Source organism: Rhodococcus sp. IEGM 1306 (genome assembly GCF_036541985.1).
Taxonomy (GTDB): domain Bacteria; phylum Actinomycetota; class Actinomycetes; order Mycobacteriales; family Mycobacteriaceae; genus Rhodococcus_F; species Rhodococcus_F qingshengii.
Genome location: NZ_JAZHFF010000002.1, coordinates 93,131 through 114,675 on the forward strand (window position 1 = coordinate 93,131; position 21,545 = coordinate 114,675).

The window sequence follows — 21,545 nt, forward strand, 5'->3', positions numbered from 1 at the left end:
ACTTAAGTAATCATTCAATGCCTTAAGGCACCTTCACTCGAGGAATCGCGATGACCGTTTTGACGAAGTCCGGATCGGACGCCGCATCCGGGTCGGAAAGCAGTGGGGGACGTAAGGTTCCGATCGCGATCGCGATGGTTGCTGCCTCTCTGCCCATGTTCATGGCCACCCTCGACAATCTCGTGATGACGAGCGCGCTGCCGGTGATCGAGAAGGAACTGAACGCGTCCGTCGGGCAACTCCAGTGGTTCATGAATGCGTACACGCTCTGCTTTGCGACGCTGATGCTTTCGGCGACGACGCTCGGCGATCGGTGGGGTCGCCGCCGTATGTTCGTGTTCGGAATCGGGCTGTTCACGGCGGCATCGATCGCTTCGGCGCTGTCCACAACCCCAGGCTTGCTGATTGCGGCCCGAGCCTTCCAGGGCGCCGGTGCTGCCGCGATCATGCCCCTCTCGCTGACCCTCCTCGTCGCAGCGGTACCGGAAGCCAAGCGCGCCATGGCAATCGGCGTGTGGGGTGGTGTCTCCGGCCTGGGTATCGCGATGGGTCCCGTGGTCGGTGGAGCGGTTGTCGACGGGTTCTCGTGGCAGGGGATCTTCTGGATCAACGTGCCGGTGGCGATCGTTGCCGTTCCTCTCGCGTTGTATGCGTTGCGTGAATCGACCGGTCGCACACAACCTCTCGACCTTCCCGGTGTCGCACTCGCCGGACTCGGTGTGTTTCTGGCGGTGTGGGGGATCGTTCACGGCAACGACGACGGCTGGGGATCGCTTGGAGTGGTTGCGTCGTTGGTCGGTTCCGCAGTCGCGTTGGCGCTGTTCGTTCTTCGCGAGATGAAGACGTCACATCCGGTCATGCCACTACGTCTGTTCCGTTCACGCAGCTTCTCGATGGCGAACGTCATCGGCTTGACCTTCTCGATCGGAATCTTCGGAGCGGTGTTCCTGCTGTCTCAGTACCTCCAGATCGTGATGGGCTACAGCCCGTTCCAAGCAGGCCTGCGGACGCTTCCGTGGACGGCGGCACCGATGATCTTCGCGCCTCTCGCCGGTTTTCTGGCGCCGAAGGTCGGGCTTCGTTCGCTACTGCTGACCGGTCTGCTGCTCCAGGCCGGAGCACTGTTCTGGTTGGCCGCGTTGATCGGTCCCGACGTGACGTACGGTTCGCTGGTTCCGGCTCTACTGATGGCGGGAATCGGGATGGGTTTGACCTTCGCGCCGAGTTCGACCGCGGTACTCGTCGACATGGACGAGCCTGATCACGGAACAGCCAGTTCGACGAATTCGACGCTTCGCGAGATCGGTGTCGCACTGGGAATCGCGGTTCTCACAGCGGTCTTCCTTGCCGCTGGTGGCGCGCTCACCCCGCTTGGCTACGGCGACGCCCTGACACCCGCGCTGCGCGTCGGCGGTTGCTTCGTGCTGGTGGCCGTGGTCGCGGCGTGGTTCGTGCCCTCGCATCGAAAGGCCTGAGCCACTGCTGTGCGCCTTTATCAACCCCCGGCGGTTAATAAAGGCGCACAGCAGTTATGAAGTCGGGTCCCCCGGGAAGGCTGAGGTGGCCGGAGCCGTTCCCAGCGCGGACCGCCATCCGGCGCCGCGGATTGCCGCATCGGTGAGGCCGTCGATTCCGAACGTGCGGAGTTGGTCGGTATCGACCTGTTCGACGAATGCCCGGTAGGTCACGGCGGTATCGGATTCGATCTGTGCTGCCAGTTGTGCCGCGGTAACGGCGTCCGTCACCGGGAACGGAATCTCGTAGGCTGCCGCGGCTGTCGGTGGGGTCTCGCCCGCGTCGGTCGACAGGGCAACCAGCGCATCACGTCGCGCGCGGTGCGCGGCCGTATGTGTGGCAACTTCGTTGACACGGGCAGGATTCGAAAACGCGGCAACCACTCCGTAAGCGAAGATCGCGGCATTCTCTGATTCGATCGCGGTCAGCAAGGCAGAACTCTCGGATCGACGGGTGTGCGAAATGATCACGGAAGCAACACCGCAACCTGAGTCGAGCACGACGCGCTGATCGAACCGAGCAGGCCCGCGCGATAGCCGGACATCGTCCGAGCGAGATCCGCGGCACTGCGCGCCGAATCAGCCAGCGAGGTACTCAAGGATTCGACGCCGGTAGGAGCGTTTGCGACCGAGGTCGACGGGGGTGCAGTGGTCGTAGCGGCGCCGCCGCCCGCTGCTCGTGCAATCTCGGCGTCGAGTTCGAGTGCATGCGCTGTGCGTTCGGCGCTGATCGTGGTCAGTGATGCCGACTTGTCCGGTGCGAGTGCGATCGCGGCGGTTGCGGCGGCAGCGTCGGCGCGAGCTCGCTCGGCCTGGGCCGTCAGCTGGTCGACTTCTGCAGCCGCCTCCGCTGTGCCGTCGTCGGTGCAGGCGGACAACGAGAAGGCTGCAGCGCCCAACGCTGCTGCGGTTCCCGTCATCTTGAGCGCACTCCGCCGGGAGAGTGGGGTAGTAGTCATGGGCGTCAGCACCAGTCCATCGTGCCAGGTGGTCGGCCGATCGTTCGAATCCGCGCGTCGTGTTCAAGTGTGACGTGCGTCGGGCACTCTGGTCACGGAGACGCGCAATGAGCGGTACTCTTGGATGCTTGCAGCATGTGGCACCTGGTGTCTTTTCATGCTCGCAGCCGCCCACGTCGACAGTCGACACAAGTCGGACAATCGACGACAACTGAAATGAGGAGTTCGCGAGATGCCGGTGCCATCCAGGGAGAGGGTGATCGAGCTGATCTCCGAACTCGTGCACGCCCAGGGTTACGACGTCGAGGACGTTGTCGTGACCAGTGCGGGCAAGCACAGCGCGGTGCGCATCATGGTCGACAGCGATGCCGGGATCGAACTCGATGCCGCCGCAGAGATCAGCAGACTCGTTTCGGAACTTTTCGACAGCCTCGAGGAAATCGGTGAAACGCCGTACACCCTCGAGGTGACCTCTCCGGGTATCGATCGCCCACTGACGCTCGAGCGTCACTGGCGTCGGGCTCGCGGACGTAAAGCGCGTATCGATCTGGCCGGCGAGACCGTGGTGGGCCGTATCGGAACGTTGAACGACGATTCCGTGGCGGTTGTCATCGGTGGCCGCGGCGGGCTGACCGTGCGCGAGATTGCTCTGGACGACGTTCAGAAGGCCGTAGTTCAGGTGGAGTTCTCGAAGCCCAGTGAGGCGGAGTTGGAACTCGCGGGCGGCATCCCGGAGGGGCGCGCAGTTCCCTCGGATGCGGTTGACCTCACCGATGACTCGGGCGTGGACAGTGTCGAAGACGACGAAGCAGAATTAGAAGACGTAGAAAACGAAGAAGGGTTCGACAAGTGAATATCGACATTGCAGCGTTGCGAGCGATCGAAGCCGAAAAGGGCGTTTCGATCGAAACTGTGATCGCCACGATCCAGACCGCGCTGCTGACGGCGTACCGCCATACCGAGGGGCACAAGCAGAACGCTCGGATCGATGTCAACATCAAGACCGGTTCGGTGCGAGTGATGGCGCACGACACCGATGCCGACGGCAACATGATCGGTGAGGAGTGGGACGACACTCCCGAAGGATTCGGACGCATTGCGGCTACGACCGCACGTCAGGTCATTCTGCAGCGTTTGCGAGACGCCGAGCACGAGCGCAGTTTCGGTGAGTTCTCCACCCATGAGGGCGAGATCGTCGGCGGTGTCATTCAGCGTGACACGCGTGCGAACTCTCGCGGAATGGTCGTTGTGCGCATCGGCAGCGAATCCAATGGCGCAGAAGGATTGTTGCCGCCTGCAGAACAGGTTCCCGGCGAGAATTACGAGCACGGTGAGCGCATCAAGTGCTACGTCGTCGGAGTTGCTCGTGGCGCCCGTGGCCCGCAGATCACCCTCTCGCGGACTCACCCGAACCTGGTTCGCAAATTGTTCGCACTCGAGGTTCCGGAGATCGCGGACGGCAGTGTCGAGATCATCAACGTCGCGCGCGAAGCGGGACACCGTTCCAAGATCGCTGTTGCCTCACGCGTGCAGGGGCTCAACGCAAAGGGTGCATGCATCGGCCCGATGGGTCAGCGCGTCCGCAACGTCATGAGTGAACTCGCGGGGGAGAAGATCGACATCATCGACTTCGACGAAGATCCCGCGACGTTTGTGGGCAACGCACTTTCCCCGTCGAAAGTGGTCTCCGTCACTGTCGTCGATCCCGAAGCTCGTGCAGCCCGTGTCATCGTGCCCGATTTCCAGCTTTCGTTGGCCATCGGAAAAGAGGGTCAAAATGCCCGTCTGGCTGCGCGGTTGACGGGTTGGCGTATCGACATTCGTAGCGATGCGGCACCCGTTGGTGACGCGTCCGACCGGCCCGCCACGTCCAACGGATAACGGTGGAATGCAGTGATCGAGACGGTTCGGCGGTAGAGTGGACAATGGTTCGACGTGAGTCCTCGGATTCTGCGCGCGTGAAACCCGGTTCGCCGGTCAGAACGTGCGTGGGGTGCAGGGAACAAGGGTCGGCTGTCGATCTGTTGAGGGTCGTGGTTGGTGAGCAGGGGCCGGAGGGTTCCCCGCTGATCCCCGACGTATCGCGAAGACTCCCCGGTCGAGGTGCATGGCTGCACCTGGATCCGAGTTGTCTGAGCCTGGCAGAGCGGCGCCGAGCATTCAGCAGAGCACTGCGAGTGTCCGGAAATCTGGACACGTCCGCTGTCGACCAGCTGGTCGACGCAGTTCGCACAAAAGCAGTACCTCTCGAGAAGAACAGGCACAAGCACTCATGAGCACACCGTGAAGCACCAACGATGAACGTCCATCGGCGATAACCCGAGGTCGTGCGGGACCCACATCTGTGGGATGCCTCCTGCTCGACCTCATCAGTGAGGAGAGCAGTGGCAGGCAAGGCCCGCGTGCACGAGTTGGCTAAAGAACTCGGTGTCACCAGCAAGGAACTACTCGCAACGCTCAAGGAGCAAGGCGAGTTCGTGAAGTCTGCGTCATCCACAGTGGAGGCGCCCGTCGCCCGTCGTCTGCGGGAGTCATTCCCGTCGGCAGGCGGAGCAGAAACCAAGTCCGAGACCGGCGCAGCCGCTCCGGCGGCTCGCCCCGCGGCAAAGCCCGGCGCACCGTCGCCGTCAGCTGCAAAGCCCGGTGGCCCGCGTCCCGGCCCCAAGCCGGCCGCACCCGCACCGGCTGCTCCCGCAGCTCCGGCACCGGCAGCCCCCGCGGCTCCCGCAGCTGCTGCTCCGGCAGCACCGTCGGCGCCGGTCCCCACCCCGACGTTCAACGCTCCGAAACCAGCACAGCCGGCACGTCCGGCTCCGGCTGCTCCCGCAGCGTCGGCTCCGGCAGCCCCCGCGGCTCCGGCAGCACCGTCCACCGGCGCAAAGCCCGGCGGACCGCGTCCGGGACCGAAGGCACCTCGCGTCGGTAACAACCCGTACTCCTCGGCTCCCGCCGAGCGTCCGGCACCTCGTCCCGCTCCCGGCGCACCGCGTCCGGGTGCAGGCCAGGGCGGTTCTCGTCCGGCTCCGGGTCAGGGCGGTCCCCGTCCGGCTCCCGGCCAGGGTGGACCTCGTCCGGCTCCGGGTCAGGGCGGTCCCCGTCCGGCTCCCGGCCAGGGTGGACCTCGTCCGCCTGCAGGTCAGGGCGGACCTCGCCCGAGCCCCGGCTCCATGCCTCCTCGCCCGAACCCGGGTGCAATGCCTGCGCGTTCCGCTCGTCCCGCGCCAGGTGGCGGCGGACGTCCGGGTCGTCCCGGTGGCGCTCCCGGTGGTCGTCCGGGTGGCGGCGGCGGTGGATACCGCGGCGGCGGTGCTCCCGGCGCCGGTGCCGGTGCAGGTGCTCCCGGTGGAGCAGCTCCGGCCGGTGGATTCCGCGGTCGTCCAGGCGGCGGCGGCCGTCCCGGTCAGCGCGGCGCAGCGGCAGGTGCATTCGGTCGTCCCGGCGGAGCAGTTCGCCGTGGACGTAAGTCGAAGCGGGCGAAGCGCGCCGAGTACGAAAGCATGCAGGCTCCCGCAGTCGGCGGCGTCAGGCTGCCACGCGGCAACGGCGAGACCATCCGTCTCGCTCGCGGCGCATCGCTGTCGGACTTCGCGGACAAGATCGATGCGAACCCCGCAGCACTCGTGCAGGCGTTGTTCAACCTCGGTGAGATGGTCACGGCAACTCAGTCGGTCAACGACGAGACGCTGGAGCTGCTCGGCGGCGAAATGAACTACGTCGTGCAGGTCGTCAGCCCGGAGGACGAGGACCGCGAGCTGCTCGACAGCTTCGACCTCACCTACGGCGAGGACGCCGGCGGAGAAGAGGACCTCGAGTCCCGTCCGCCTGTGGTCACCGTCATGGGCCACGTCGACCACGGTAAGACCCGTCTGCTCGACGTGATCCGTAAGGCGAATGTCCGTGAGGGCGAAGCCGGCGGCATCACGCAGCACATCGGTGCCTACCAGGTGCTGACCGAGCTCGAGGGCAACGAGCGTCTCGTGACGTTCATCGACACCCCGGGTCACGAGGCCTTCACGGCCATGCGTGCTCGTGGTGCCAAGGCCACCGACCTCGCGATCCTTGTCGTCGCAGCCGACGACGGCGTCATGCCGCAGACGGTGGAAGCGATCAACCACGCCCAGGCGGCCGACGTGCCGATCGTGGTCGCGGTGAACAAGATCGACAAGGAAGGCGCGAACCCGGACAAGATCCGGCAGCAGCTCACCGAGTACGGACTGGTGGCCGAGGAATACGGCGGAGACACCATGTTCGTCGACATCTCGGCGAAGCAGGGCCTCAACATCGACGCACTGCTCGAAGCAGTGCTGTTGACGGCGGACGCTTCCCTGGATCTGCGCGCCAACCCGGACATGGACGCTCAGGGTGTTGCCATCGAGGCGCACCTCGACCGTGGCCGCGGCCCCGTCGCTACCGTGCTCATTCAGCGCGGAACGCTGCGGGTCGGCGACTCGATCGTTGCCGGTGACGCTTACGGCCGCGTCCGCCGCATGGTGGACGAGCACGGTCAGGACGTCCACGAGGCACTGCCTTCACGTCCGGTCCAGGTCATCGGCTTCACGTCGGTCCCCGGTGCAGGCGACAACCTGCTCGTGGTCGACGAGGACCGTATCGCTCGCCAGATCGCGGACCGTCGCAACGCACGTAAGCGCAACGCGCTTGCAGCGAAGAGTCGTAAGCGCATCAGCCTCGACGATCTCGATGCAGCTCTGAAGGAACATTCGCAGCTGAACTTGATTCTCAAGGGTGACAACTCGGGAACCGTGGAGGCTCTCGAAGAGGCTCTCCTCGGCATTCCGATCGACGACGAGGTGCAGTTGCGCGTCATCGACCGCGGTGTCGGTGGCATCACGGAAACCAACGTCAACCTGGCTGCTGCGTCCAACGCGATCATCATCGGCTTCAACGTCCGCGCCGAAGGCAAGGCAACGGAGCTGGCGAACCGCGAGGGCGTCGACATTCGCTACTACTCGGTGATCTACCAGGCCATCGACGAGGTCGAGAAGGCACTCAAGGGCCTGCTCAAGCCGGTGTACGAAGAGGTCGAGCTGGGCAAGGCAGAGATTCGCGCCATGTTCCGTTCGTCCAAGATCGGCAACATTGCCGGTTGCTTGGTCACCTCGGGCAGCATCCGTCGCAACGCCAAGGCACGTCTCATCCGCGACAGCAAGGTCATCGCCGAGACGGTCACCATCTCCTCGCTCAAGCGGGAGAAGGAAGACGCCACCGAGGTTCGCGAAGGCTACGAATGTGGTTTGACCGTCACCTACTCCGATATCAAGATCGGTGACGTTCTCGAGTGCTACGAGCTTCGCGAGAAGCCGCGCGACTGATTATGTCGACACGGGCGTTGGGGCGGACGCACGTGAGTACTAGCTGACATGGACTCTTCCGGACTTGAACATACAAGTCCGGAAGGGTCCATTCGGCTCTGTCTAGGGGGAAAATGTTTGTAGGGGCACTGGAGTTCGACATCCTTTTCGGTGATGTCCACTCACTCAAGGAAAAGCGTTCGATGTTGTCGCCGATCCTGACGGAACTCCGTCGATTCGGTGTGAGTGCAGCGGAGGCGGGGGAGCAGGGACGCCTGCGTCGAGCGCTCGTGGGCGTCGGTGTGGTCAGTTCGTCCGTCGATCACCTGCACGATGTTCTCGATCATTGTGAGCGGGCGGTGGCCGAGCGTCCGGAGATTCAGTTGCTGGCTGTGCGAAGGCGAATCTTCGGCCCGGAAGACTGAGTGTCACTGGTCGGTGTCGGTGAGTCGCTCCTCGAGACGGCGTATCGAAACGAGTTGGTTGGCAAGGGATTAGGCGTCTACGGGACCAAGTGCGACTGTGTCGGCCGCGTCGCGTATTTTCCGCGCAATCTCGGTTCCACTCTGTGCAACGCCGATCTTGACAGGAGCGGTCAGCGCTTTCACCCGGTCCGCGCCTGCGTCGGGCAGATCCGGTCCGGAAGCGCGTGATTCGCGGGGCGCCCTTGGCGAGGACCTCCCTGTAGGCGGCGCACTACTTCATGCCACTACGAAGCGCACGGTAGACGCGCCCGGATCGATCAAGGTTGATGTGAGCGATTCGCTGGTCAGATTGAGGCCCGCGTTGCCCGACCCGACCTCAATGGATATCTGGCGGCTCGATTCACCCCGCAGCGAACCGGATCCGTCAGAGATGTGCGTCAAGTCGATTGCTCTGGTTCCACCGGTGTGAGTGTCGCGGTTCGAATAATTGACATAGGCGGTGATCGAACACGGGCTGTCGAAAAACGAAGTCCAGGAGACTGAAACGACTGCAATGCCTGGACGGTCGTGCGGGGTTTGGACGTAGCCCGTGAGTTGTCCGCTACAAGGAAGGGTGTTGTTCCTTCCCAACGAATATGTCAATGGAAGCGGTGTGAACTCGCTGTGGTCGGCCGACGCGATTGCCGGCGAGCAAAGTAGTGCAGTCGCAACGAGTCCTCCGAAAATTATCGATGCGGTGATTCTTGATCGCGTCGTCGACCGGACGTTACCAACAAAAGGCCGATCGGTCTGTGCTGTGGGTCCGGCAGGCGCGGGTGGATGGTGATTTGGTTGCCGGGTAGCCGATGGACGAGACTGTTGTCGGTAATAATTCTTGTTAACCAGAACTTTGATCGATCGAGTCACCTCGATTCGAGTGGCCAGGTAGAGGAGACTGACAGTCATGGTAGATCCAGCCCGGGCACGCAAGCTGGCAAAGCGTATCGGAACCATCGTCGCGACGGCGATCGATCACGAGATCAAGGATCCGCGGCTCGCATTCGTCACCATCACGGACACCAAGGTCACCAACGATCTGCACGACGCGACGGTGTACTACACCGTCATGGGTGAGAAGGTCGATTCCGCGCCCGACGTGGAAGCTGCCGCTGCGGGTCTCGAGAAGGCCAAGGGTGTTCTGCGCTCGAAGGTCGGCGCCGGAACCGGAGTCCGGTTCACTCCGACTCTGACCTTCGTCGCCGATACCGTTCCCGACACCGCGCGTCATATGGAAGAGCTTTTGGCCCGGGCCAAGGCAGCCGACGACGAGGTCGCCAAGGCTCGTGAGAACGCACAGCCCGCCGGAGATGCAGATCCGTACAAGGAACCGCGAGTGGCTGCGGACGAAGACGCGGCGTCTCCAGATGTTCGTGAAGCCGACTGACGCGCACCGAGAATGACGATCACCGCACTTTCGGACGTCGACCCCTGCGCGGCGAAATTCGCTCAGGTGGCCGAGGTGCTCGAAGCAGCACACTCGGTGACGATTCTCTGCCACGTGCAGCCGGATGCGGACACGATCGGTAGTGGACTTGCACTCGGCCTCGTCCTCGAGCGTCGGGGAGTTTCGGTTCAGGTCGCGTTCAGCCGGCCGTCGGCGCTGCCCGAGTCGATGCGTGATTTCCCCGGTGTGCACCTGCTCGTGGCTCCCATCGACGTTCGGGAAAACGTCGACGTGCTGGTGACCGTGGACGTCGGCAGCGAGGGGCGGCTCGGTGAGTTGGCGAGTCGACTCACCGGCGCACGTCGCACGATCGTTCTCGATCATCATCGCTCCAATTCGGAGTTCGGAACGATCAACGTGGTCGACGAAACCGCGGCTTCGACGACGGCACTCATCGCACGATTCTTCGATGCGTGGGGAGTCGCGATCGATCGCGATATCGCGCACTGTCTCTATGCCGGACTGGTCACCGACACCGGCTCCTTCCGGTGGGGAGGTCCGCTTCCACATGTGCTCGCGGCGCGTTTGCTGGCGACGGGCATCGACGGCGACGCGATTGCGCGAAAGCTGCTCGACACCCATCCGTTCGGGTGGTTGCCGATGCTGGGATCGGTACTCGGGTCCGCAGTGTTGATTCCGGACGCCGCCGCCGGCCGTGGGCTGGTGTACGCAGTGATCCGACGCAGTGACATCGGCGATCTTCGCTCCGAGGAGATCGAGAGCGTCGTCGATATCGTGCGAACCACTTCGGAAGCCGAAGTTGCCGCTGTACTCAAAGAGTCGGTTTCCGGAAGCTGGTCGATCTCGTTGCGTGCAAAGTCGGCGATCGACGTGTCGGCGGTCGCTGAAAGTCTCGGTGGCGGCGGGCATCGGCTGTCGGCCGGATACACGTCGACCACGTCCAGCGACGAGATTGTTGCCGCGCTCGTCGCGGCACTCGGCTGAATCCGCGGCATTGAGCGAATCTGACGCCACCTCGGCGAGATCTTCGGCAGCTGAGTTCGACGTCACTGGACGACGAATCTTTTCCCTGGCGTTTCCGGCACTCGGGGTGCTGGCGGCTGAACCCCTCTATCTGTTGTTCGACATCGCCGTGGTCGGCCGACTCGGGGCGCTTCCGCTGGCCGGGTTGGCGGTCGGTGGTCTGATCCTGTCGTTGGTGAGTACGCAGCTGACCTTCTTGTCGTACGGCACGACGGCGCGCGCCGCGCGGCTGCACGGAGCGGGCCGCGAGCGCGACGCGGTGGGCGAGGGCGTTCAGGCGACCTGGCTGGCAGCCGCGATCGGCTTGGCCTTGGTAGTGATCGTGCAGGTGATCGCGGGCCCGTTGACGTCGGCGGTGGCCGGGACGCCCGACATCGCCGCGGCTGCGGAAAGTTGGCTTCGGATAGCGGTATTGGGTGTTCCGCTCATCCTGGTAGCCCTTGCCGGAAACGGCTGGATGCGCGGGGTTCAGAACACGGTGCGACCGCTGCGGTTCGTCCTTGTCGGCCTGGGTATTTCTGCGGTGTTGTGCCCGATTCTGGTGCACGGATTGCTCGGTGCTCCCCGAATGGAACTCGAAGGATCGGCTGTCGCGAATCTGGTGGGCCAGAGTGTTTCGGGTGTTCTGTTCGCCTGGGCGCTCTTTCGTGAACCCGTCTCGGCTCGACCACATTTTGCGATCATGCGGGCGCAGATGCTGATGGGCCGTGACCTGATTCTGCGCAGCCTCGCGTTCCAAGCTTGTTTCGTCTCGGCGGCCGCGGTGGCGTCGAGGTTCGGTGCAGCTGTCGTCGGTGCACATCAAGTTGTCCTCCAACTGTGGAACCTGGTTTCGCTCCTTCTCGATTCCTTGGCGATCGCAGCTCAGACGCTCATCGGAGCAGCACTCGGCGGTGGGTACGCAGCCGCGGCGAAGAGGATGACCTGGCGGATCACCGCATGGTCGACGGTTTTCGCCGTGGTGCTCGCGATCTTCTTCGCTGCCGGCCACTCCGTGATCCCCGGTCTCTTCACGTCCGACGCCGAGGTGCTCGGTCAAATGTCGATCGCATGGTGGTTCTTCGTCGCGATCATGCCGGTCGCGGGAATTGTGTTCGCCCTCGACGGTGTTCTGCTCGGTGCCGGCGACGTGGTGTTCCTACGCAACGCGACCATGCTCTGCGCAGTTCTCGGGTTTCTGCCCGCGATCTGGCTCTCCCTCGCCTACGACTGGGGGCTGGCCGGAATTTGGGCAGGGCTTACCGTGTTCGTAGTACTTCGGATGGTCGCGGTGTCGTGGCGAGCGTTTTCCGGCAAGTGGGCCGTGACAGGTCCGGCGACGGCGAGGCGCGGAAGTTCAACTGAGGAAGCAGAGGGATCGTGGCAGCAAAGTTGATGGCGGTGAGCGACATTCACGTCGGTCACAACGGCAACAAGCCGATGACGGAAGAGCTGTTTCCGGATTCGCCTGACGACTGGCTCATCCTCGCCGGTGACGTCTCGGAGAAGACGGACGACATCCGGTGGGCTTTGAAGCTCCTGCGAAGCAGATTCGCAAAAGTCATCTGGATTCCGGGGAACCATGAACTGTGGACGACCGCCAAGGACCCGGTTCAGATTCACGGAGCGCCGCGGTACGAGTACCTGGTTAACATGTGCCGCGAACTCGACGTCATCACACCCGAGGACCCGTTTCCGGTGTGGGAGGGAGACGAGGGTCCGGTCACGGTCGTCCCGATGTTCCTTCTCTACGACTACTCCTTCCTGCCGGAAGGTGCGCGGGACAAGGAACACGGGCTCGAGATCGCGCGGGACAAGAACGTCGTCGCCACCGACGAGTTCCTACTTTCACCTCAGCCGTATGCGACGCGCGACGCGTGGTGCCGCGCGAGGATCGAGTACACCCAGGCACGGCTGGACGCACTTCCCGAAGGCACGAAAACCGTTCTCGTGAACCATTTCCCGATGGTCCGGCAGCCGACTGACGTGCTCATGTATCCGGAGTTCGCATTGTGGTGCGGAACCACCGCGACCGCCGACTGGCACGTCAAGTACAACGCGGTGTGCTCGGTGTACGGGCACCTGCACATTCCTCGAACCACCTACTACGACGGCGTCCGCTTCGAGGAAGTTTCACTCGGATACCCGCGTGAATGGCGTCGGCGCGGACTGCCGGAGAAGCTGTTACGTCAGATTCTTCCCGTTCCGGAGTACCCGCCGGGAACGCTCAACAAGTGGGGTGGCCACTTCAAGGTCACGCCGGAGCAGGAAGCCGAAGTCGAGCGCATGCGCGCCGGACGCTGAGAGGTATCGCTACGTGATCGAACAGATTCTTCCCGGTGGAGTCGCGACGGCCGAGGCCTTCGTCGATCCGCCCGGTCTGGTTCCGCACCCCAGCGAGGAGGCGTTGATCGGCCGTGCCGTCGAGAAGCGTCGTCGCGAATTCGTGACTACTCGGCATCTCGCGCGTCAGGCGATGGGCAAGCTCGGTGTTCCGTCTGCCGCAGTCATGCGCGGCGAGCGTGGCGCCCCGCTGTGGCCGCAGGGAGTGGTCGGGAGCCTCGCCCATTGCGACGGCTACCGCGGCGCTGTGCTGGCGTACTCCATGCAGGTCCGCTCACTCGGGATCGACGCCGAACCACACGGTCCACTGCCGGACGGGGTATTGCCCGCGGTCAGCATCGAAGCGGAACGAACGTGGCTGGGCGCTCAGGCAACCGGCGGTCCGGTGCACTGGGATCGAGTGCTCTTCTGCGCGAAGGAAGCCACCTACAAGGCGTGGTTCCCGCTCACCGGCCGATGGTTGGGGTTCGAGGACGCCCACATCACCTTCGAGGCGGAGTCGGAAACTTCCGGGACCTTCACTTCGCGTCTGCTCGTCCCCGGTGAGGCGACGTCCGGTCCGCCGCTCACCTCTTTCGACGGCAGGTGGTTGGTGTCGGACGGGCTCATCCTGACGGCAATTTCGGTGCAGTGAGCGCGACTGGCAGAATCGACACACGTGTCAGCTCGTGAAAAGCCTTCCTCCGGTCTTGTCGGCGCCGGAATCCTGATCGTCGACAAAGAGGCGGGTATCACCAGCCACGACGTGGTCGCGCGATGCCGCAAGTTGTTGAACACCCGCAAGGTGGGACACGCCGGAACGCTCGATCCCATGGCGACCGGTGTTCTCGTTCTCGGCGTCGAGCGTGCGACCAAGTTACTCGGTCTCCTGGCACTGACCACCAAGGCGTACTCGGCGACCATTCGACTCGGCGCAGCGACGGATACGGACGACGCCGAGGGCGAGGTCCTGACATCTGCAGATGCCTCGGGGGTGACGGACGAGGAGATCGCCGCGATCGTGGCGACGTTGACCGGAGACATCAAGCAGATCCCGGCAAGCGTGAGCGCCATCAAAGTCGACGGTCAGCGCGCGCATGCTCTGGTGCGCGCGGGAGAAACCGTCGAGTTGGCGCCGCGCCCGGTGACGGTGTCGACTTTCGACGTTCTGGCTCGGCGAGATGTCCCGGGAGGCTTCGTCGATCTGGATGTCGAGGTGGAATGCTCGTCCGGAACGTACATCCGTTCGCTGGCGCGCGATCTCGGTCGTGAGTTGGGCGTCGGTGGTCATTTGACGGCATTGCGCCGCACTCGCGTCGGGCCGTTCACTCTCGAACACGCGCGCACGCTCGAAGATCTCGCAGAGCAGCCGGGTGTGAGCCTCGACATCGATCAGGCCGCGCAGACGGCCTTTCCACATCGACAGATCACGGCGGAGGAAGCCGAGGCGATCAGTCAGGGTCGTTGGCTCGAGCCGATCGGGATGAAGGGGATCTGTGCGGCCATCGATCCCACGGGTCACACGATCGCGCTCTTGCAGGAGAAGGGGCGACGCGCCAGTTCGGTGATGGTCGTGCGGCCGGCGACGCTACGCGGATGATCGTCCGCGAGCGTGTCGAAAGCGACCTCGGCGGTTGCATCGATGCGCTGGCGCAGGTTCACGAGCGCGACGGGTATCCGGACACATGGCCGCAGATCCCACGACGTTGGCTCAGTTCGCCAACTCTGGTGAAGGCGTGGGTCGGTGAGAGTCACGGCCGTGTTGTCGGCCATGTCGCCCTCGACAGCTCTCTCGGAAGTGCGCCCACGACTGCGGGCACGATAGCCGTGTCGCGACTGTTCGTTCATCCCGGTTCACGCGGAAGCGGCCTCAGCGGTGCGCTACTCGACGCCGTGACGGATTTTGCCGTCGACCGTCGGTTGGGGCTGGAGCTCGACGTCGTCGCCGACGCTCTTCCGGCGATCGCGCTGTACGAGCGTCGAGGTTGGGTGTACGTCGACGAGAGACTTGCCGACTGGACGCGGGCAGACGGCGTCCGGCCCGTGGAACGACGGTACCGGCTGCCGCTCTGAACGACTGTGACTACACGAGCCAAATTGCTTGAGCGACTGGGCTTCCCAGGTCGATGGTGTTGGGACTGTCGCCGAGTCGAACGGACACGGTCCCGGCGAAATCGCGGCGCTCCTCGACAGTGATCTCGACATCGAGACTGACGCCGACGGAATCGAAGTACCGGAGCATTTCGGGATCGGAATCGGAGATCCGGGCAACGCGGCCCCGTTCGCCGTTGGCGAAGTCGCTGAGCTGGCGGGCCGGGGGAGTCGGTACCGAACCATCCGTGGCGGGAATGGGGTCCCCGTGCGGGTCGCGTTCGGGGAAGCCGAGTTTGGCATCCATCCGGGAGATCATCAAATCCGAAACGGCATGTTCGAGGACTTCGGCTTCGTCGTGGACCTCGTCCCAGCCGTACCCGAGTTCCTGTACCAGATAGGTCTCGATCAACCGGTGGCGCCGGACCATGGACACAGCCGCGGCGCGGCCACTGTCCGTCAGCGCGATGGAGCCGTAGCGGGCGTGATCGACCAGACCCTGGTCCGAGAGTTTGCGGATCGCCTCCGACACCGTCGAGGCCGAGACGTTCATCTTCTCGGACAGGAGCTTGGTGGATACCCGCTCGTGAGACCACTCCTGGATCGTCCAGATGACCTTGAGGTAGTCCTGAGCCACCGACGAGAGTGCGAGCGTGTCGATTGCCGCGTCGTGCGCCGAAGTGCTGTCGCCATCCGGCGTCGATGATGCTTCCGAGGTTCCGGTCTTGTGAGCTGCCACAACGCTTAGCTTAGGCTACGAAATCCGGAACTTCCGTACGTGAGCGGCAGCACAGCGGTGATTCGATGGGCGGGTCCCGACGTGACCCGCCGCCAGTGGACCCGTAGGCTGCCAATCGTGCTGAGATGGCGTGGTCTCGACGAAGTTCCGGCCGATTGGGGTCGTTGTGTGCTCACTATCGGTGTGTTCGACGGTGTGCATCGTGGGCATGCCCAATTGATAGCGAGAGCGGTAACCGCTGCCCGCAAACGCGGTGTTCCGAGCGTGTTGATGACGTTCGACCCGCATCCCATGGAGGTTGTGCGGCCGGGTAGTCATCCGGCCCAGTTGACGACGCTCCAACGGCGTGCGGAACTGGCTCAGGATCTGGGCATCGACGTGTTCTGCGTGATGCCGTTCACCGCTGATTTCATGAAGCTGACGCCGGAGCGCTACGTCCACGAAATTCTCGTCGAACGTCTGCATGTCGCCGAGGTGGTGGTGGGGGACAACTTCACCTTCGGCAAGAAGGCTCTCGGCAACGTCGATCTTCTCCGTGAGATGGGCGCTCGCTTCGGCTTCGCCGTCGACGGCGTCCAGCTACTCGCCGAGCATGCGGTGACGTTCTCGTCGACCTACATCCGCTCGTGCGTCGACGCAGGTGACATGGAAGCGGCTACCGAAGCTCTCGGCCGTCCACATCGCGTCGAAGGTGTAGTCGTGCACGGTGACAAGCGCGGACGTGAGTTGGGATTCCCGACGGCCAATGTTGCGCCGCCGATGTTTTCGGCCATTCCGGCGGACGGTGTGTACGCAGCGTGGTTCACGGTGCTCGGTGCCGGCGAGGAACTCGGAACTGTCGTTCCCGGACGTCGATACCAAGCCGCAGTGTCTGTGGGGACCAACCCGACCTTCTCCGGCCGGACCCGAACCGTCGAGGCGTACGTTCTCGACACAGAAGCCGACCTGTACGGACAACACGTCGCTGTCGACCTGGTTTCGCGGATTCGGGGCATGGAGAAGTTCGACTCGATCGAGTCGCTCATCACGGCGATGAACCGAGACGTCGAACGCGCACGCCAAATCCTGAGTGAGGATGCAGAGCGCAGCGTGGGTTGAGCGCAGAGTGGGTTGAACTCGTCCCGCACTAGTGGCGGCGGCCACATTCGCTGCAGGCGGGCGAAAGTGCCTCATTGCTGCTGGTAGGATCTTCTCTCGGTGCGTGCTGCGGTTTGCGGTGGCCGCGCCCGATCTAGTTCCTTTCACGCAAACGTCATCACAGGAGTGAATCAAGTGGCATTGACCACGGAAGAAAAGAAGGCCGTTCTCGGCGAGTACGGCTTGCACGAGACCGACACGGGATCGCCCGAAGCTCAGGTGGCAATGCTCACCAAGCGCATCACCGATCTCACCGAGCACCTCAAGACCCACAAGCATGACCACCACTCACGTCGTGGACTGCTCTTGATGGTCGGTCGTCGTCGTCGTCTGCTGAAGTACGTGGCAAAGACTGACGTCGCTCGCTACCGCACGCTCATCGAGCGTCTCGGCCTGCGTCGCTAGATTTTTCTCACGACGCTGATCGAAAGCAACACGGCAGGCTTCGGTTTGCCGAACACTCCGATAGCCGGCGAAGCCACGCATATACTGGGCTTCGCTGGCTTTCGGCGTTAGCTGCCGCAAGGCAGTTTCCGCTGTCGGCGCTATGCACAGTTGTCTTTGTGCAGTGCGCAGTCAGCACACCGTATGCACCAGAGAACGTGGTGTCGGTTGTCGGTAGTGGTTCTCCGGACCGGGCGAGTGCCCGAAAGCTCCGGCGGACTTCGATCGACGGCCGCCCGAACGTCGTGACGTCCCGAAGCAGAAATCGCTCGCATCGCAAGGAGCGTCTGCAATTCAAGAGGGGGACGTCCCTCGGTGCGCAGTTTCCACCAGGAGGGTGGAAACGCCCGCGCGGGTACGGCGAAGACGAGAGGGAAGTGAAGAGAAAAGAATGACAGAGAATTCCGTAGTAGAGGTCGACGAAGGCGTGTTCGAATCCACCGCCGTGATCGACAACGGGTCCTTCGGTACCCGCACCATCCGTTTCGAGACCGGACGCCTTGCTCAGCAGGCCGCCGGCGCCGTCGTCGCTTACCTGGACGACGAGACCATGCTGCTGTCCGCCACGAGCGCCAGCAAGCACCCCAAGGAGCACTTCGACTTCTTCCCCCTGACGGTGGACGTCGAAGAGCGTATGTACGCGGCGGGCCGCATCCCCGGCTCGTTCTTCCGTCGTGAGGGACGCCCCTCCACCGACGCGATCCTGACCTGCCGCCTCATCGACCGGCCGCTGCGCCCGTCGTTCGTCGACGGTCTCCGTAACGAGATCCAGGTCGTCGTCACGGTCATGAGCCTCAACCCGCAGGATCTGTACGACGTCGTGGCTATCAACGCCGCTTCCGCGTCGACGCAGATCGCGGGCCTGCCGTTCTCCGGACCCGTCGGTGGCGTGCGCGTTGCACTCATCGTCTCGGACGAGAACAAGACCGGCCAGTGGGTTGCATTCCCGACGGTCGATCAGCTCGAGAACGCCGTCTTCGACATGGTCGTCGCCGGCCGCGTCGTCTCCGGTAGCGGTGACAACGCCGACGTCGCGATCATGATGGTCGAGGCCGAGGCCACCGACAACGTCATCGCGAAGATCGCCGACGGCGCTCAGGCACCGACCGAGGCCATCGTCGCCGAGGGCCTCGAGGCCGCCAAGCCGTTCATCGCACGCCTGTGTGCCGCACAGGCAGCGCTGGCATCCAAGGCTGCAAAGCCCACGGGTGACTACCCGGTCTTCCCGGCGTACCAGGACGACGTTTTTGCTGCCGTCGAGGCTGCTGCGTCCGAAAAGCTCAATGCCGCACTGACAATCGCCGGCAAGCAGGAACGCGACGACAAGACCGACGAGGTCAAGGTCGAGGTTCTCGAGCAGGTTGCACCGAACTTCGAGGGCCGCGAGAAGGAACTGGGAGCTGCGTTCCGCTCGCTCACCAAGAAGCTGGTTCGCCAGCGCATCCTGCGCGATCAGTTCCGCATCGACGGTCGCGGCGTCACGGACATCCGTTCGCTGTCCGCCGAGGTCGCGATCATCCCGCGCGCACACGGCTCCGCGCTGTTCGAGCGCGGCGAGACCCAGATCCTGGGTGTCACCACTCTCGACATGGTCAAGATGGCTCAGCAGGTCGACTCGCTCGGCCCCGAGACCACCAAGCGCTACATGCATCATTACAACTTCCCGCCGTACTCCACCGGTGAGACGGGTCGCGTCGGTTCGCCGAAGCGTCGCGAAATCGGTCACGGTGCACTTGCCGAGCGCGCTCTCATGCCGGTTCTGCCCAGCGTCGAAGAGTTCCCGTACGCGATTCGCCAGGTCTCCGAGGCTCTGAGCTCCAACGGTTCCACCTCGATGGGCTCGGTGTGTGCTTCCACGCTCGCACTGCTCAACGCCGGTGTGCCGCTGCGTGCTCCGGTTGCCGGTATCGCCATGGGCCTGGTCTCCGACCAGGTCGACGGTGAAACCCGCTACGTCGCTCTGACCGACATCCTCGGCGCCGAAGACGCCTTCGGTGACATGGACTTCAAGGTCGCAGGCACCAAGGACTTCGTCACGGCCCTGCAGCTGGACACGAAGCTCGACGGCATCCCGTCGCAGGTTCTCGCCGGTGCACTCTCGCAGGCGAAGGATGCACGGACCACGATCCTCGAGGTCATGGCGGAAGCCATCGACACCCCGGACGAGATGAGCCCGTTCGCTCCCCGCGTGACGGCCATCAAGGTCCCCGTCGACAAGATCGGTGAGGTCATCGGCCCCAAGGGCAAGATGATCAACTCCATCACCGAGCAGACCGGTGCCAACATCTCCATCGAAGACGACGGCACCGTGTTCGTCGGCGCCACCGATGGACCGTCTGCACAGGCCGCGATCGACATGATCAACGCCATTGCCAACCCGCAGCTCCCCAAGGTCGGCGAGCGGTTCCTGGGCACGGTCGTCAAGACCACCGCCTTCGGTGCCTTCGTTTCGCTCCTGCCGGGACGCGACGGACTGGTGCACATCTCGAAGCTGGGCAGCGGTAAGCGCATTGCCAAGGTCGAAGACGTGGTCAACGTCGGATCCAAGATCCGCGTCGAGATCGCCGACATCGATGCACGTGGCAAGATCTCGCTGATCCCGGTCGAAGAGGGCAACGACGAGGCTGCCGCTCCGGCCGCCGACGAGGCTGCTTCCGAGTAGATCTCACTTCGTACTCTGATGCGGCCCCGCGCGGATTTCCGTGCGGGGCCGCATCTGTACTGTCTGTAGACACGTAGACACGAGCCTGTACGTACCTGTTACAACACTTGCACCGAGGACTGCTGAACCTTTTCATGGCAAAGACCACTCCCAACACCACGCGCAGCCGCAGCGCTGTGCTGAAATCGCCGATCGATGCGACTCCCGAATCCGGAGTGCAGCGCACGGTCCTTCCCGGCGGCCTGCGCGTCGTCACCGAGTTCATTCCCGGTGTGCGTTCTGCCTCCGTCGGTGTGTGGGTCGGGGTCGGCTCCCGAGACGAGCAGCCGAGTGTGGCCGGGGCCGCGCACTTTCTCGAGCACCTGCTGTTCAAGTCGACGCCGTCACGGACTGCGTTGGACATCGCGCAGGTCATGGATGGTGTGGGCGGCGAACTCAATGCATTCACGTCGAAGGAACACACCTGTTTCTACGCGCACGTGATCGACGACGACCTTCCCATGGCGGTGGACCTCGTTGCCGACGTCGTACTGCGCGGGCGTTGCAGAACTGCGGACGTCGATGTCGAGCGCCAAGTAGTGCTCGAAGAGATCGCGATGCGCGACGACGATCCGGAGGATCTGCTCGGCGACGCGTTTCTGACCGCGTTGTTCGGTGATCATCCCGTCGGTCGTCCGATCATCGGCAGCGTCGAATCGATCGAGTCGATGTCGCGCAATCAGTTGCATTCCTTCCATGTTCGGCGTTACACGCCGCAGCGGATGGTGCTGGCCGTAGCGGGAAACGTCGACCACAAGCAGGTTGTGACGCTCGCTCGCCGCGCATTTGCCGGGCACCTCGAGCGTGGAGTCAAGCCGGCGCCGCGGCGCGAGGGCACTTTGCGATTGCGCACGATGCCTGAACTGAGCTTGACCCACCGCGACAGCGAGCAGGTCCATCTTGCGCTGGGAGTACGCGCCTTCGGTCGGCACGAGGGTCATCGCTGGGCGCTGTCGGTTCTCAACGCCGCAGTGGGTGGCGGGCTGAGTTCTCGTCTCTTCCAAGAGATTCGGGAGAAGCGTGGGCTTGCGTACTCCGTCTATTCCGGCGTCGACACCTTCGCGGACACCGGAGCGTTCTCCGTATACGCCGGTTGCCAGCCGGAGAACCTCGGTGAGGTTGCCACAGTGATCCGCGAGGTACTCGCAAACGTTGCGACGGACGGAATCACCGATGCCGAGATCGCCCGCGCCAAGGGATCGCTGCGCGGCGGATTGGTTCTGGCACTGGAAGATTCGGGCTCACGTATGAACCGTATCGGTCGCAGTGAACTGAACTACGGCAACCATCGCAGTGTCGCGCAGACGCTCGCGACCATCGACGCAGTCACCTCCGAAGAGGTGCTCGAGGTGGCGCAGGTGCTCTTGACGAGGCCGTTTGCGGCCGCCGTCGTAGGACCGTACAAGCGTGTTCGTGACCTCCCCGCGTCGGTACGCGGGATCGTGGGTAAGTAGTTCG

General features: G+C 63.7%; 20 protein-coding genes. 17 read left to right on the plus strand and 3 right to left on the minus strand.

Annotated elements, in window-relative coordinates; translation table 11 throughout:
- Positions 1-50 precede the first annotated feature (50 nt).
- Positions 51-1,475 (plus strand): MFS transporter, encoded by a 1,425-nt coding sequence (locus tag V3587_RS07205; protein WP_283376279.1) that lies wholly within the window; start codon positions 51-53, stop codon positions 1,473-1,475.
- 54 nt (positions 1,476-1,529) lie between these two features.
- Here V3587_RS07205 and V3587_RS07210 read toward each other — a convergent pair whose 3' ends face one another.
- Together V3587_RS07210 and V3587_RS07215 are read right to left on the minus strand one after the other, a co-directional pair.
- Positions 1,530-1,985 carry a ferritin-like domain-containing protein gene (locus V3587_RS07210; protein WP_095970660.1) on the minus strand — a complete coding sequence of 152 codons (456 nt, stop codon included), beginning with the start codon at positions 1,983-1,985 and terminating at the stop codon, positions 1,530-1,532.
- Entirely contained in the window at positions 1,982-2,434 is a 453-nt protein-coding gene (locus V3587_RS07215) for a hypothetical protein (RefSeq protein ID WP_095970751.1), read from the minus strand. Before V3587_RS07215 ends, V3587_RS07210 begins: the two co-directional genes overlap by 4 nt.
- A gap of 271 nt (positions 2,435-2,705) precedes the next feature.
- Between V3587_RS07215 and rimP the strand changes: the two genes are divergently transcribed.
- The 12 genes from rimP (at position 2,706) to V3587_RS07275 (ending at position 15,048) form a co-directional block, all read left to right on the plus strand.
- Positions 2,706-3,326 carry a ribosome maturation factor RimP gene (rimP, locus tag V3587_RS07220; RefSeq protein WP_095970659.1) on the plus strand — a complete coding sequence of 207 codons (621 nt, stop codon included), beginning with the start codon at positions 2,706-2,708 and terminating at the stop codon, positions 3,324-3,326.
- A complete protein-coding gene (nusA, locus tag V3587_RS07225; RefSeq protein WP_003942738.1) occupies positions 3,323-4,354 on the plus strand; it encodes a transcription termination factor NusA in 1,032 nt (343 codons plus the stop codon). Before rimP ends, nusA begins: the two co-directional genes overlap by 4 nt.
- Positions 4,355-4,398: 44 nt before the next feature.
- The gene (locus tag V3587_RS07230; protein WP_283376280.1) at positions 4,399-4,749 is read left to right on the plus strand and encodes a YlxR family protein; all 351 of its coding nucleotides are present in this window, start codon (positions 4,399-4,401) and stop codon (positions 4,747-4,749) included.
- A gap of 108 nt (positions 4,750-4,857) precedes the next feature.
- The gene (gene infB / locus V3587_RS07235) at positions 4,858-7,803 is read left to right on the plus strand and encodes a translation initiation factor IF-2 (RefSeq protein ID WP_020907439.1); all 2,946 of its coding nucleotides are present in this window, start codon (positions 4,858-4,860) and stop codon (positions 7,801-7,803) included.
- A 113-nt stretch (positions 7,804-7,916) separates the two neighbouring features.
- Positions 7,917-8,207: a DUF503 domain-containing protein gene (locus V3587_RS07240; protein WP_003942205.1), complete on the plus strand. Its 291-nt coding sequence runs from the start codon at positions 7,917-7,919 to the stop codon at positions 8,205-8,207.
- A 943-nt stretch (positions 8,208-9,150) separates the two neighbouring features.
- Entirely contained in the window at positions 9,151-9,630 is a 480-nt protein-coding gene (gene rbfA / locus V3587_RS07245; RefSeq protein WP_095970657.1) for a 30S ribosome-binding factor RbfA, read from the plus strand.
- A 12-nt stretch (positions 9,631-9,642) separates the two neighbouring features.
- A complete protein-coding gene (locus V3587_RS07250) occupies positions 9,643-10,635 on the plus strand; it encodes a DHH family phosphoesterase (RefSeq protein WP_095970656.1) in 993 nt (330 codons plus the stop codon).
- A 10-nt stretch (positions 10,636-10,645) separates the two neighbouring features.
- Positions 10,646-12,049: an MATE family efflux transporter gene (locus V3587_RS07255; RefSeq protein WP_411742225.1), complete on the plus strand. Its 1,404-nt coding sequence runs from the start codon at positions 10,646-10,648 to the stop codon at positions 12,047-12,049.
- Positions 12,034-12,957, plus strand: a complete 924-nt coding sequence (locus V3587_RS07260; RefSeq protein WP_003942180.1) for a metallophosphoesterase family protein — start codon at positions 12,034-12,036, stop codon at positions 12,955-12,957. Before V3587_RS07255 ends, V3587_RS07260 begins: the two co-directional genes overlap by 16 nt.
- A gap of 13 nt (positions 12,958-12,970) precedes the next feature.
- Positions 12,971-13,630, plus strand: a complete 660-nt coding sequence (locus V3587_RS07265; protein ID WP_200315209.1) for a 4'-phosphopantetheinyl transferase family protein — start codon at positions 12,971-12,973, stop codon at positions 13,628-13,630.
- A 24-nt stretch (positions 13,631-13,654) separates the two neighbouring features.
- On the plus strand, positions 13,655-14,575 hold the full coding sequence (gene truB, locus V3587_RS07270; RefSeq protein ID WP_095970652.1) for a tRNA pseudouridine(55) synthase TruB: 921 nt from the start codon (positions 13,655-13,657) through the stop codon (positions 14,573-14,575).
- Entirely contained in the window at positions 14,572-15,048 is a 477-nt protein-coding gene (locus tag V3587_RS07275) for a GNAT family N-acetyltransferase (RefSeq protein WP_283376281.1), read from the plus strand. The genes truB and V3587_RS07275 overlap by 4 nt, the downstream gene beginning before the upstream one ends.
- A gap of 10 nt (positions 15,049-15,058) precedes the next feature.
- On the opposite strand, the gene V3587_RS07280 is transcribed toward V3587_RS07275, so the two are convergent.
- Complete coding sequence (locus tag V3587_RS07280; RefSeq protein WP_095970650.1) at positions 15,059-15,805, minus strand: metal-dependent transcriptional regulator; 747 nt, start codon at positions 15,803-15,805, stop codon at positions 15,059-15,061.
- 117 nt (positions 15,806-15,922) lie between these two features.
- Between V3587_RS07280 and V3587_RS07285 the strand changes: the two genes are divergently transcribed.
- The 4 genes from V3587_RS07285 to V3587_RS07300 all read left to right on the plus strand — a co-directional run bounded on the left by V3587_RS07285 (position 15,923) and on the right by V3587_RS07300 (position 21,541).
- A complete protein-coding gene (locus tag V3587_RS07285) occupies positions 15,923-16,903 on the plus strand; it encodes a bifunctional riboflavin kinase/FAD synthetase (RefSeq protein ID WP_019748071.1) in 981 nt (326 codons plus the stop codon).
- 174 nt (positions 16,904-17,077) lie between these two features.
- A complete protein-coding gene (gene rpsO / locus V3587_RS07290) occupies positions 17,078-17,347 on the plus strand; it encodes a 30S ribosomal protein S15 (protein ID WP_007735061.1) in 270 nt (89 codons plus the stop codon).
- Between the two features lie 430 nt (positions 17,348-17,777).
- Complete coding sequence (locus tag V3587_RS07295; protein ID WP_003942275.1) at positions 17,778-20,048, plus strand: polyribonucleotide nucleotidyltransferase; 2,271 nt, start codon at positions 17,778-17,780, stop codon at positions 20,046-20,048.
- Between the two features lie 134 nt (positions 20,049-20,182).
- Positions 20,183-21,541 (plus strand): M16 family metallopeptidase, encoded by a 1,359-nt coding sequence (locus V3587_RS07300; RefSeq protein WP_003942169.1) that lies wholly within the window; start codon positions 20,183-20,185, stop codon positions 21,539-21,541.
- Positions 21,542-21,545 lie beyond the last annotated feature (4 nt).